Origin of the sequence: Fontisphaera persica (genome assembly GCF_024832785.1) — a bacterium.
In the GTDB taxonomy this organism is placed as follows: domain Bacteria; phylum Verrucomicrobiota; class Verrucomicrobiia; order Limisphaerales; family Fontisphaeraceae; genus Fontisphaera; species Fontisphaera persica.
In genome coordinates this window covers 409,815-422,470 of sequence record NZ_CP116615.1, presented here as the reverse complement: position 1 = coordinate 422,470, position 12,656 = coordinate 409,815, and the positions used below count along the sequence as shown (strand labels likewise).

Here is a 12,656-nt window from a genome sequence, read left to right as displayed (position 1 = left end):
AAGTCAGCCAGCCCCCAGCCAACAAAGCCATCACCAACACGCACAATAATTCCACCCGTGTGAATGCACGGTTTGTCGCATGGCGAATCATCGTTCCTCCTTAACGTAGGTTCTGATGAACTGAACATGACCATCCGCAAAGGCCACACCGGCCCGCCCTTGATGGCGGCGCGTCAACGGTTCCTCCCCCAAACCTGGCCCCCAGCAACCATCATTGGGCCGCTCTTGCTCGGCCACCAATATTTTCCCGGGCGGTCCCATGTCCCGCACCATGGCGCGCTCCGTGTAACCATTCATGGTATAAGTGGCCAGGTAGGAGCGATCCGCCCACCGAGTATCCAAGGGACACTGCAATCGCTCCAACCGCCAGTCCGGACAAAACGGCGCAAGAGCGCTGCTCTCGAACTCTCGATCAAGCTGCCAATAAATCCAATCCAACGGTTTGGGCTGGTGGATGCGGGCTGCCTGCGGCAAACGACCATCTTGGCTGGAAAACTGGAGAAAGCCCTGACTAATTACCCGCAAATGGTTGCCACAAACGGTGCGTTTGGATTCCCGCCATGCCTGTCGCCCAGCCATCGCCATGGTCGCCAGCAAAAAAACTGTGGTAGTCACCACCAGCACCAGTTCACTTCGGGTGAATGCCTTTACCCTCAGCCAGCCAATGGTTTGTTGGGCTTGGGTTTTCATCGCTTGCGCGCTCCTTATCCGTGCAGGTCAAACGTTCTCCCACCTCACCTGGCCATACTGCCCCTCCTCCCAGGGACTTTTCCCCTACTTGCCGCCCAGGCCAACAAAGTTGCCAAACACCATGCTTGAAACAGAACGTGCGCCCCCTTCATGGCACATGCTCATTGGCTTTCCCATGAAGTACTCCATGAGCGTACTTTAACCACGTTGGCCGCTTTGTGACAAGCCTCAAGAAGCCGCCTCATTTCCAAGCATGGGGGCCCAGAAGGGAGGCTGGATTCAGCGCTTTGTCAACCAACGAATCAGTGTTTCTCGCTCCTCTGCTTCAAGTCGGCGGCGCTTTTCCAGATAATGGTCGTACTTGGCTTTTTCCTGCGGGGTCCAGGCATTGGCTTCGTAGTAATCGCCGGCAAAAGGCACCAGCAAATCAATCCAGCAGGCCAGTTTGTCCATCTCTTCGCGGTTCAATTGCACGTGGTAATGCCCTTTTCTCAACAGGGTAATAAGCTGGCTGCGCGAGGCCCCGGCAAAATAGGGCGGCAACATCGAAGGAACCGATTGCGACGAAATCCACTTAACGATTTTCCCCTCTGGCTGGCCGCGGTAGGGGCCGGGCTGGCCCTCAACCCGGTCCCGAATGCTCTGGGTCAGGTTCAAATAAGCCTCGCTCCACTGCCGCCGGGCAAAAGTATCGGTCACCGGCAGGCCCAGCAGACTGAAGGCATTGGTATCGGTGCTGCCCGCCGCCCGGTAAGTGCCCCGGCCTTCCAGCCAGCGGGCGCCGGGCATCATCTCCTCGCGCCGGTGGTGACAGCTCACACAATGGCGGTCGAGAATGGGTTGAATTTCGCGTTGAAAACTAAAACCGCGCGGCGGCCCGTAAAAAGGCTCGAGTTCCTGCGGGCCGGCCCGCTGGGCCAGCGTGGGGCGCGTCACCGGCGGCGCGCTGTTTTTATGCTCGTGGCACCCCGCGCAGGAGGCAATTTCACCGGGCTGCAAGGTGGACCAACTGCGCATGGTTTGCACAGCATGGCCGTTGGCATCGAGCGCCTGAAAATAAACCGGCGTGCGCGCGGGCACCTGGAAAGCGGCTGAACCATCAGGGTACACACGGGCATGGCCCAACACCCGCTTGACGTCCCAACTGCCGTTGCCGATGGCAATGGGTGTGCTGATGAGCGCCCCGCCGCCCGGGCCGCCGCTGCCGTTGTTGCCGATGCCAGCCGCGCGAAATTCCAAGGCCACCACGCGCAACTGCTGGATGGTGCCGCGCGGCACACCAGCCAGCCCCGGCCCCAGGTACACATCCTGAAGATAAAATACCGCGTTGGTTTTCCGATAATCCACCAGCGCAGGACGCACCAGCGGGCGAGGCCGGGGCCGCAATGGCACGGGGTGTTGCAAGGCACATTTCGGGTCACCCGCCAGCCATTCGCGGCGGCCGGCGCGGTCCATATAATATAGACTGAAGTGCGCGTCGCCGCGGCCGTGGTCATGGGCCCATCCCAAGGGGGCATAACTCACCAGGTATTCATGCTCATTCAAGGGATAGGGGTACTGAAAGAGCTCCCCTTCCTGGCCGTAGGCATCAATCCGCTCAGCCTTGGTTTCCCGCTCCGGTGCAATCAGCGTCACCCCGGTGTTCTCCTGGCGGCCGCGTGCCGGGTCAATGATGGCCAGTTTGCCGGTTTGGGGCGAGTGATGGCCGCAAAGAATGGCGAGCACTTTTTGCGTGCCGGGGACTTGGCGGGCATGGGCAATGGTGGTGGGAAACCAGGAATTATTGCCGTAAAACTCGGTTTGCCCCGTACCGTCGGGATTCATTTGAAACAACGCCTGCGGGAAAACCTGGCCGCGGTCATTGTAATCCCAACGGGTGTACAACACCCGGCCGTCTTCGGTCACGGTAGGAAAGACGGTGTGCACCTGGTCCACCCCCAGCCGGCGAATGAACTGCCCGTCCGCATTGCAGGTGTAGAGATTGCTGACTTCCGTCCAGAAACAATCCACCGTTTGCACACAACGGGTGGAGGCAAAAATGATGTCGCCATTGGGCAGGTAAGCCGGCTCATAATCCGCGCAACCCAAGCCAAAGGTAAGCTGCCGGATTTGGCCCTCCGGCAGGGTCATTTCGTAGAGATGATAATCATCCTCATTCAAATGCTTTTTCCATGCGAACAGGATTTTTCGGCCGTCGTAGGACACTTCGGGGTCACGGATTACACCCCGGGGGTCCTCCAGGAGGGTGCGAACACGTCCGTAAAGGCCATGCATCTCCAACACTCCCAAGGCAGCGCCCGGTAAAAAATGCCGTTCATGCTGGGCATCGGACTGTCCCTCGGTATAAGCAAAAAAAGACGGGCGAATGGTACGGCGGCGGGTAAAGAGAATGGCGGGAGATTCACGCAACACAGTTTGCAGGCGCAAGGCACGCCGGGCCTCGGCGGCACGGTGATATAGAGAAAGCCACTCCGCCAGTGGAGCCTCACGCCGCGCCCGGAGGCGCGCCAGTTCTTTCTGCAATGTCTGCCCCCCCGCACCAAGTTCGGCCAGCACCCGCTCCACCATCGCGGGCTCGGCACTCAGGTCACGCCGCGCAAACCAAAAGGCAAAATCCACCCCCGCATCCTGCAACGTCCAATCCCATTCCACGGGGAAATCACGCTCGATTTGCAACCAGAGGGCATGGCTGGCCTGGCGGCGCTCGGGTTCGGATAGAGGGGCTTCAGCCAGCCGCTCGCGTGTGGCAACCATGGTTTCCACCCAGCGAGGATGTTTTACATAAAATCGCTGTACCGGCCCGGCCGCTACCAGCGGCAGGGCCAGCAGCAGCAGAACCATCCAAGTCCACCACCATGCAGACCTCATGACTCTATAATGGACGTATTTTCGGCTTCTCATATTAGAATAAAAAGAAAATTCCCCTGCCCGGTTTGAAATTGCCCCCTGCCTGCATGCAGCATACACTGAAGAAGTGAGCATGGAGCAAATCATTGGCTTGCTGCTGGCCCTGGCTGTGATGGGAGTGGCGGTGGTGGGTTGCATGTTGCCGGGTTTGCCCGGCACGCCGCTGGCAATCGCGGCCGTGCTGGCGCACAAGCTGTACTTTGGCGATGCCAGCGTGCGCTGGTGGGTATTCGCGGTGTTTGTCCTGCTCGCCGGTATGGCCATGGCCCTGGATTACGTGGCCGCTGTAGCAGGCGCCAAAAAAATGGGAGCCAGCCGCTGGGGCATGTTTGGCGCGTTGGCGGGTTTATTAGCAGGGGTGGGAGGGGGATTCTTTTTAGGGGCGGTGGGAAGTTTTCTGGGATTATTCGTGGGTCCTTTGCTGGGAGCAGTGTTGCTGGAGCGGGCTACCGGCCGCCCCAAAAATGAGGCATGGCGCGCCGGGCTGGGAGCGGCGATGGGGTTGTTGGCGGGGGCCCTGGGCAAGGCGGCTGTTACCGGTTTAATCGCTTTGTTGTTTACGCTCGAAGTCCTCTGGCAATCGCTGCGGTGAGGCAGGCCCCCGGCTTTGTCACTCAGGGCGCCCCAGAGGGGTTGGGCAGACGCTGGCAATCCAAGGTTCAACGTTTTTCCCGCAGGACGATTTCCTGGGGAGCCTTGTTTTTGGCCAAGGCTCCGGCGGGCAGGACACCGCGCCAATTCGTGCAGGGATAAATCACAGAGTCCCGGCCAATGATACTGCCGGGGTTCAGGACTGAATTACAACCAATCTGGGCGCGGTCTCCTATCAAGGCGCCGAATTTTCGCAGGCCGGTATCCAACACCTGGCCCTCCCATGCCACGGTGACGTTGCCGGGCACCAGTTTGAGGTTGGACAAAATGACCCCCGCCCCCAGATGGGCCTTGTACCCCAGAATGGAGTCCCCCACGTAATTAAAATGGGGCACCTCGCAATGGTTGAAAAGGAGGGCGTTTTTCAACTCGCAGGAATTGCCCACCACGCAGCCATCGCCGATGATGACGTTTTCACGAATGTAGGCGTTGTGCCGAATCTGGCAGTTGCGCCCGATGATGGCCGGGCCTTTAATCATTGCGCCGTCCTCCACCAGGGTGCCCTCTCCGATAAAGACCCGGTCACCAATGTAAGCCACGCCTTCACAGCGGTTCTTCAACACAGGTTGAACACGGTCCCGAAGGTAATCAGCCAGCCGCGCCAAGGCTTCCCAAGCATGCCGGCAACCCGCGAAAACCTCCGCATGTTCCGTCTGGCTCAAATCAAACAAAGCATCCGGTGCAAACATGGCGCCAGCCTACGCGATGAAAGGCGGAGCGAAAATCCAAAATTTGCTTGAGCCGCCGCAGGGAATGGCTTACCCATGCAGTGAAGCCTCCCCTCGCGTGCACCTGTTTAATGTGCCGAATAGGGGGAGCCAGGTTAGAAATGTTTTCAAACATACGCCATGAATATCACTTCTCCACTGCAAATCGCACTGGCGGCCATTCTCCTGGGCTACTGGGCCGCCGCGGCAGCCCCCGCGCAGGACATTCGCACCCTGAGCCGGGCCGCGCTATTGGACAAAATCCGCGGCGGCTGGGCCGGCCAGATGATTGGGGTGGCGTACGGCGCGCCCACGGAATTTCGCTCACAAGGCAAGATTTTGGAAAGCGAGCTGGTTTGGAAACAGGGCATGCTGGAAAACACCATCCACCAGGATGACTTGTATGTGGAAATGACCTTCGCCAAAGTCATGGATGATATCGGCCTGCAGGCCACCAGCCGGGATTACGGCCGGGCCTTCCGCGATTCCAAATATCATCTCTGGCATGCCAATGCCGGCGCGCGGCGGGTCTTGAACCAGGGGATTGACGCGCCGTGGTCAGGGCATCCGCGCTACAATTTTCATGCCAATGACATTGATTTCCAAATCGAAGCGGACTTCATCGGCCTGATGTGCCCCGGTTTGCCGCGGGAATCCAACAAGTACTGCGACCGCGTGGGGCGGGTGATGAACTATGGCGACGGCCTTTATGGCGGGATGTTCGTGTGCGGGATGTATGCCGTGGCGTACTTTGAAAACAACCCCCGCAAGGTGGTGGAGGCGGGATACGCCTGCATCCCGGCCAAAAGCGAGTATGGGCAACTCATAAAGGACGTGCTCGACTGGCATGCGCTTTATCCCAATGACTGGCGGAAAGTCTGGCAACTGGTGCAAGACAAATGGGACAAGGACGACCCCTGCCCTGATGGAGCGATGACCAGCTTCAATATAGATGCCAAATTAAACGGGGCCTACATCGCCATGGGCCTGCTTTATGGCAACGGCGATTTTGAAAAAACCATGGAAATTTCCACCCGCTGCGGCCAGGACAGCGATTGCAATCCCTCCAGCGCCGCCGGCGTGCTGGGCGTGATGCTGGGCTATGCCGCCATTCCCGCAAAATTCAAGGAGGAGATGCCGAGCCTGGAAAATAAGAAGTTCGACTACACCGATTATTCGTTCAAAGAAATTGTGGCCTCCACCGAAAAGCGGGCGCTGCAAATCATCCGCGCCACCGGCGGCAAGGTCAGCGACACCGAGGTCACCGTGAAGCTGCAAAAACCCATGGCGCCGCGGCTGGAGCAATGGAGTCCCGGCAAGCCGGTGCGCCGCGTGGCCGTTGCTGACAAAGCCTGGGAATGGATCGGGCCCTGGACCACGGAAAAAAACCTGAAGGTGGCCGAAGGAGTGGGAATGTCCACCGTCCTTAAATTTGAAGGGGTGGCCGTGGCGGTGCTGGGCGTGTCGAATGAGCAGGGAGCGCGGGCGGATGTTTATGTGGACGGTAAAAAACAAAAGCTGCCGCTCGATGCCTTTATTGTGCCCAACACCCATGACAATGTGCTGTGGCAAATCTACGGCCTGAAACCCGGCCCGCACACGCTGACCCTCGTCCCCAACGGCACCGCGGACAGCCGCTCCAAGGGGCGGCGCATCGCCATCCGCGAAGCGGTGATTTATCAATAACCCCATCCTCCCTTCTCTTGTAAACTATGCGCACTATCCTGTTGAACCGGCGGCGGACGGCCACGGCCGCCGTGTTGCTCTGCCTGGCCGTGGCCGCACTGTGCCTGGGACCGCTGGGATGCCGGCAATCCTCCTCCGACGCCCCCCGCAAACCCCGCATCGCTTTGGTGATGAAATCCTTGGCCAACGAGTTCTTTTTGACCATGGAAAACGGGGCCAAGGCGCATCAAAAAGCCAATGCCGACCGTTATGATTTGCTGGCCAATGGCATCAAGGACGAATTGGACGTGGGCCGGCAAATTGATTTGGTGGAGCAGATGATTGCACAACGGGTGGATGCCATCGTTATCGCCCCGGCGGATTCCAAGGCGCTGGTGCCCGTGTGCAAGAAGGCCCAGCGGGCCGGCATCCGGGTGGTCAATATTGACAACAAGTTTGACGAAAGCGTGCTGGCGCAAAGCGGGGTGAAGTTTCCGTTTGTGGGACCGGACAATCGCAAAGGCGCCCGCATGGTCGGGGAATACCTGGCCAAACAACTCAAGCCCGGCGATGAAGTGGCTATCATCGAGGGTGCGCCCAATGCCTTCAACGCCATCCAGCGAAAATTAGGTTTTGAGGACGCAATGAAAGCCGCCGGCATGAAAATCGTCAGCTCCCAAAGCGGCTATTGGGAGACGGACAAAGCCAACAAGGTGGCCTCGGCCATCATCAATGAATATCCCAATCTGAAAGCCTTTTTGTGCGCCAATGACAGCATGGCGCTGGGGGTGGTGGCGGCCTTGCGCGACGCCGGCAAGCTCGACCGCATCCGGGTGGTGGGCTATGACAACATCGCCGCGGTGCGGCAGTTGCTCAAGGAGGGGCGGGTGCTGGCCACGGCTGACCAACACGCCGATCAGTTGGCGGTGTACGGCATTGAATACGCCCTGGAGATGATCAAAACGCAGGCCGCACCGGCTGACCGGGAAACGCCGGTGGATTTAATCACAGCGGCCTCACTCAAGTAGCGCGCGCGCGAACCACCACCAGCTCCGCGCATGTCCCAACCGCCGACAGCGCCGCGTGGAAATAGTGAAACGCCGTTGCTCAGGGCGCAGGGGTTGACCATGGATTTTGGGCCGGTGCGTGTGTTACACGGCGTGGACCTGGAACTGCGGCGGGGAGAGATCCACGCATTGGTCGGCGAAAACGGCGCCGGCAAAAGCACGCTTTCACGCATCCTGGCGGGATTGCTGCAGCCCACCGGTGGCGTCATGGAATTGCTGGGGACAACCTACGCCCCGCGTCGCAAACGTGAGGCCGAGCAGCGCGGAGTGCGGATGGTCTTGCAGGAACTGAACCTCATTCGCACGCTGTCCATTGCGGAGAATATTTTTCTGGAGGATTTGCCCCACCAGGCCGGTTGGATTCGCCGCAAACAACTGGAGGCCATGACCAAGGCAGCGCTGGCGCGGGTGGGGTTGAGTGAGCTGTCGCCCTGGACGCCCGTGTCCGCGCTGGGTATTGGCCGCCAGCAAATGGTGGAAATCGCGGCGGGGCTGGCCCAGCAATGCTCGCTATTAATCCTGGATGAACCCACCGCTCCCCTTACCGACCCGGAAATTGAGCGTCTCTTTGACCAGTTGCGCCAATTAAAACAGCAGGGGACCACCATTCTCTACATCTCCCACCGGCTGGAGGAAATCCGGCGGCTGGCAGACCGCATTACCATCTTGCGGGACGGACGGCGGGTGGGCACGTGGCCGGTGACAGAGCTGAGCATGGATGACATTGTGCGCAACATGGTGGGCCGTGATTTGGCCACGCTGCCGGAGCGGCCGCGCCACACACCGGGCAATATCGCCTTGAAGGTGGAGCGCTTGCAACGCGGGGCTCTCGTGCGCGACGTCAGCTTTGCAGTGCGGGAGGGCGAAATCGTCGGCATGGCCGGGTTGGTAGGCTCCGGCCGCACGGAAACTTTACGGGCGATTTTTGGCGCGGACCGGCCCGAGCACGGCGCCATCTATCTGCATGGCAGCGCGGCTCCGGCGCGCATTGCCTCGCCCGCCGACGCGGTGCGGCAGGGATTGGCCCTGTTGACTGAAGACCGCAAAGAGCAGGGGTTGCTACTGCCCCTGCCCATTCGCTGCAATATCACCCTGGCCACGCTCGCCCGTCTGGCCCGGGGGGGCTGGCTGTGGCCGGGATTGGAAAAAGGCCCCACGCAGCATTGGCTCTCCGCGTTGCAGGTGCGATGCCAGAGTGAGGAACAGCCGGTGGCCGAACTGAGCGGCGGCAACCAGCAAAAAGTGGTGCTGGCCCGCTGGCTGATGCGGGATTGCCAGATATTGATGTTTGATGAGCCCACCCGCGGGATTGATGTGGGAGCGCGCTTTGAGATTTACCAGTGGCTCCAGCAACTTGCCGGCCAGGGCAAGGCGCTGCTGGTGGTTTCTTCGGACTTGCGCGAATTGATGATGCTGTCCGACCGCATCCTGGTCATGTCCGCCGGTCGGATTGCGGGAGAATTTATGCGCGGTCAGTGGAGCGAAGACGCTTTAATGAACGCGGCTTTAAGTGGTTATTTAAGTCCGCGCGAGACGCAACCAGCTTATGGCAAATGAAATTCAACGCCCCGACTCACGCCCGGCCTGGCTCAAGTATCTGGCCGAATATGGCGGGCTGGCGGGGGCTTTGCTTGCATTGGTGGTGGTGTTCAGCTTGAGGACGGAACATTTTTTGAGCCACACCAATTTTGTGGCCATCGCCAATCAAATTCCCTCCATTTTACTGGTGGCGGTGGGGATGACCTATGTGTTGATTATTGCAGAAATTGATTTGTCCGTCGGTTCCGTGCTGGGTTTTTGCGGGGCCGTGGTGGGGGTGGCCATGACCCAATGGGGCTGGCCGGCGCCGCTGGCGGTGGGAGCGGGTCTTTTAGGCGGCGTGCTGTGCGGTGCCTTCAACGGCCTGGTGTCGCTGGCCTGGAAACTACCCAGTTTTATTGTCACCCTGGGCATGTTGGAAATGGCGCGCGGTGGCGCGCATGCCATCACCCGAAGCCAGACCCAGTATATTGGCTCGGCCATCGAAGGCATTGCCGGCACCACCTTTTTGGGGTTGTCCGTCCCCTTCTGGCTGGCGTTTTTGGTGGTGGTGCTGGCGCAACTGGCGCTCACGCGCACGGTGTTTGGACGTTACATGATTGCCATTGGCACCAACCAGGAAGCCGTGCGATTGAGTGGCATTGATCCCCGGCCCATCAAGCTGGCGGTGTTTGTGTTGAGCGGCCTGCTGGTGGCGCTGGCCGCCATCATTGACACCTCGCGCTTCCAATCGGCCAACCCCAACGCTGGGGTCGGTTTTGAGCTGCAAGCCATTGCCGCAGCCGTCATTGGCGGCACGAGCTTGATGGGCGGCCGTGGTTCGGTGGTCAGCACCTTTTTCGGTGTGCTCATCATTGCAGTGCTCAATGCCGGCCTTTCCGCGGAAGGTGCGCGCGACGAAATGAAACGCCTGGTCACCGGCGCGGTCATCGTTTTGGCGGTCATTTTTGACCAGTACCGGCACCGAGCCACGCAGCGCCGAGGCGCTTAGCAGGATTTTTGGATTCGCATGAAAACCAAAACCGTTCCCCCGCCCCGCATTGTCGTGGTGGGCAGCTCCAATACGGACATGGTGGTGCAAACCCCGCGGATTCCGCGCCCCGGGGAAACGCTCCTGGGCGGCCGCTTCACGCTGGCCGCCGGAGGCAAGGGCGCCAACCAGGCCGTAGCCGCGGCGCGCGCCGGCGGCCGGGTGGCTTTTGTTTGCCGGTTGGGACGGGACTGGTTTGGTGACCAGGCGCTGCAAGGTTTCAAGGCGGATGGTGTGGAGACCCGCTGGCTGGTCCGCGATGCCCAGGAGCCTTCCGGTGTGGCCTTGATTGCTGTCGCCGCCGACGGCGAAAACAGCATTGTGGTGGCGCCGGGCGCCAACCGCCGGCTGAGCCGCCACGATGTGGCTGCCGCCGTGCCTGCCATTCAAAAAGCTCGTGTGGTTCTGGCGCAATTGGAGGTGCCGCTGGCTGCGGTACAGGCAACGGTGCGTCAGGCCAGAAAAGCCGGCGCCATGATGATTCTCAACCCCGCGCCCGCCCAACCCTTGCCGGAATCCCTTTTGCGGCAAATCCATCTTCTGACCCCCAATGAAACGGAGGCTGAAATCTTGACAGGTGTCAAGGTGGACTCACCCCGGGCCGCGGCAAAAGCGGCCTTGCGGCTACGCCAGCGCGGAGTGGAAAGCGTGTTGGTGACCTTGGGAGCGCGTGGCGTCTGGGTGGCCAGCGGGGCCGAGTCGGCGCATGTGCCCGGCTTCAAAGTCCGGGCGGTGGATACCACGGCCGCCGGGGATGTCTTTAATGGGGCGCTGGCCGTGGCCTTGGCCGAAGGACAGGCCTTGTTGCCGGCAGTCCGTTTTGCGCAAGCAGCCGCCGCCCTTTCGGTCACCCGGCTGGGCGCACAGCCTTCGGCGCCTTATCGGGAGGAAATCGAACGCTTTTTGCGGCAACACGCGGATGAATGACCCCCGCGACATGGCGGAGCCGCCGGCCTCCCTTTTTTATGCGCAGTGGCGCGAATCACTGGCGCCGCCCGCGCTGCGTGAAACGGCCACGGCAGCCCCGCCAGAACGCTGGTTACAGTGGATTTGGCAGCATCAACGGCTGCAGCGCGAGCGTCTGCGACTGCTGGATGGGCGCAAATTGCGCGTGCTTCATCCAGGATTTTGCAATCGGGAGCCCGGCCCGGATTTTCGCCAGGCCGTGCTGCAACTGGATAATGACCTGCCCCGGCAGGGTGATGTGGAAATTGATGTGCAAGCCGCCGGATGGCGCCAGCACGGCCATGATCGCAACCCGGCTTATGCGCAAGTCGTCCTGCATGTCCTTTGGGAAAATCCTGCGCAGGCCTCCCCTGCCCTGCCTGCGCTGGCACTGAAGGATTACCTGGAGGCGCCGCTGGAGGTTTTGGCGGCGTGGATAGGGGCGGATGCCGCCCCGGAATTGCCACCGGAACAAGCCGGGCGTTGCGCCGCCGCGTGGCGGGAACTTTCAGCAACCCAGCGGGACGAGCTGCTGCATCAGGCGGCGCTGGTACGGCTGCATGGCAAAGCCCTGCAACTGCTGCATCGCGCGCGCGTAGCCGGGTGGGAGCAGGCTTTGTGGGAGGGGGTGTTCCGCGCCCTGGGCTACAAGCACAACACCTGGCCGATGCAAAACCTCGGCGAAATGCGGGAGCGCCTGCAGGCGGGCAGCTCCAACGCCCTGCACTGCCAGGCGCGGTTATTGGGCGTCAGCGGGTTGTTGCCCGCGGACATGGACGGCCGCGCCGGCAACGCCGCGCATGCCCGGCAACTCTGGGACTGGTGGTGGCGTGAACGTGATGCTTTTGCCGATTGTCTCATGCCGCGCACGCTCTGGCGGCTGGGCGGATTGCGCCCCGCCAATCACCCCCAACGCCGCCTGGCCCTGGCCGGCCAATGGCTGGCCGCGCCGCGCTGGACAGAACAAGTCAAACAATGGTTTGACACGGACTGGCCGGCTTCAGCGCTCACTTCATCCCTGATTCAGGGGGTGGCTGCACAAGATGACTTCTGGGACTGGCACTGGAGCCTCCACTCTCCGCGGCTGCCCCGCCGGCAACCGATGCTGGGCGAGGAACGCGCCACCGATTTGGCGGTGAATGCCCTCCTGCCCTGGTTCTACGCGCAAGCCCTCGAGTGCCGGGACCGCTCGCGCCTCCGCCGCGTCGAGCAACGTTTTTTAAGCTGGCCGGCAGGGCAGGACAACGCGGTGTTAAAGCTGGCCCGCCAACGGCTGCTGGGCGGCAGCCGGGCCACCTGCTTGAAAACCGCGGCAGCACAACAGGGGTTGTTGCAAATTGTGCGAGATTGTTGTGACCAGGCCAATGCGCTGTGCGAGCCGTGCCTCTTTCCCGACTTGGTGCGGCAATTTGGGAGCCGTCACCCTGACTCGTCCGCCCCCCGCAACATTTGAGT

At 60.9% G+C, this 12,656-nt stretch carries 10 protein-coding genes; 7 read left to right on the top strand and 3 right to left on the bottom strand.

Features of this window, described 5'->3' with window-relative positions:
- Positions 1 to 87: 87 nt before the first annotated feature.
- Both NXS98_RS01755 and NXS98_RS01750 read right to left on the bottom strand, forming a co-directional pair.
- Complete coding sequence (locus NXS98_RS01755; RefSeq protein WP_283846744.1) at positions 88 to 690, bottom strand: H-X9-DG-CTERM domain-containing protein; 603 nt, start codon at positions 688 to 690, stop codon at positions 88 to 90.
- Between the two features lie 279 nt (positions 691 to 969).
- On the bottom strand, positions 970 to 3,558 hold the full coding sequence (locus tag NXS98_RS01750) for an HzsA-related protein (RefSeq protein WP_283846743.1): 2,589 nt from the start codon (positions 3,556 to 3,558) through the stop codon (positions 970 to 972).
- A gap of 112 nt (positions 3,559 to 3,670) precedes the next feature.
- On the opposite strand from NXS98_RS01750, the gene NXS98_RS01745 reads away from it, so the two are divergent.
- On the top strand, positions 3,671 to 4,189 hold the full coding sequence (locus NXS98_RS01745) for a DUF456 domain-containing protein (RefSeq protein WP_283846742.1): 519 nt from the start codon (positions 3,671 to 3,673) through the stop codon (positions 4,187 to 4,189).
- A gap of 67 nt (positions 4,190 to 4,256) precedes the next feature.
- Here NXS98_RS01745 and NXS98_RS01740 read toward each other — a convergent pair whose 3' ends face one another.
- Positions 4,257 to 4,937, bottom strand: a complete 681-nt coding sequence (locus tag NXS98_RS01740) for an acyltransferase (RefSeq protein ID WP_283846741.1) — start codon at positions 4,935 to 4,937, stop codon at positions 4,257 to 4,259.
- Between the two features lie 159 nt (positions 4,938 to 5,096).
- On the opposite strand from NXS98_RS01740, the gene NXS98_RS01735 reads away from it, so the two are divergent.
- The 6 genes from NXS98_RS01735 (at position 5,097) to NXS98_RS01710 (ending at position 12,654) form a co-directional block, all read left to right on the top strand.
- Entirely contained in the window at positions 5,097 to 6,641 is a 1,545-nt protein-coding gene (locus NXS98_RS01735; protein WP_283846740.1) for an ADP-ribosylglycohydrolase family protein, read from the top strand.
- Between the two features lie 26 nt (positions 6,642 to 6,667).
- Entirely contained in the window at positions 6,668 to 7,648 is a 981-nt protein-coding gene (locus NXS98_RS01730) for a sugar ABC transporter substrate-binding protein (RefSeq protein WP_283846739.1), read from the top strand.
- Between the two features lie 114 nt (positions 7,649 to 7,762).
- Positions 7,763 to 9,244 carry a sugar ABC transporter ATP-binding protein gene (locus tag NXS98_RS01725; RefSeq protein ID WP_343214126.1) on the top strand — a complete coding sequence of 494 codons (1,482 nt, stop codon included), beginning with the start codon at positions 7,763 to 7,765 and terminating at the stop codon, positions 9,242 to 9,244.
- Positions 9,234 to 10,217: an ABC transporter permease gene (locus tag NXS98_RS01720; RefSeq protein ID WP_283846737.1), complete on the top strand. Its 984-nt coding sequence runs from the start codon at positions 9,234 to 9,236 to the stop codon at positions 10,215 to 10,217. The genes NXS98_RS01725 and NXS98_RS01720 overlap by 11 nt, the downstream gene beginning before the upstream one ends.
- 18 nt (positions 10,218 to 10,235) lie before the next feature.
- A complete protein-coding gene (rbsK, locus tag NXS98_RS01715; RefSeq protein WP_283846736.1) occupies positions 10,236 to 11,183 on the top strand; it encodes a ribokinase in 948 nt (315 codons plus the stop codon).
- Positions 11,176 to 12,654, top strand: a complete 1,479-nt coding sequence (locus tag NXS98_RS01710; protein ID WP_283846735.1) for a DUF2851 family protein — start codon at positions 11,176 to 11,178, stop codon at positions 12,652 to 12,654. Before rbsK ends, NXS98_RS01710 begins: the two co-directional genes overlap by 8 nt.
- Positions 12,655 to 12,656 lie beyond the last annotated feature (2 nt).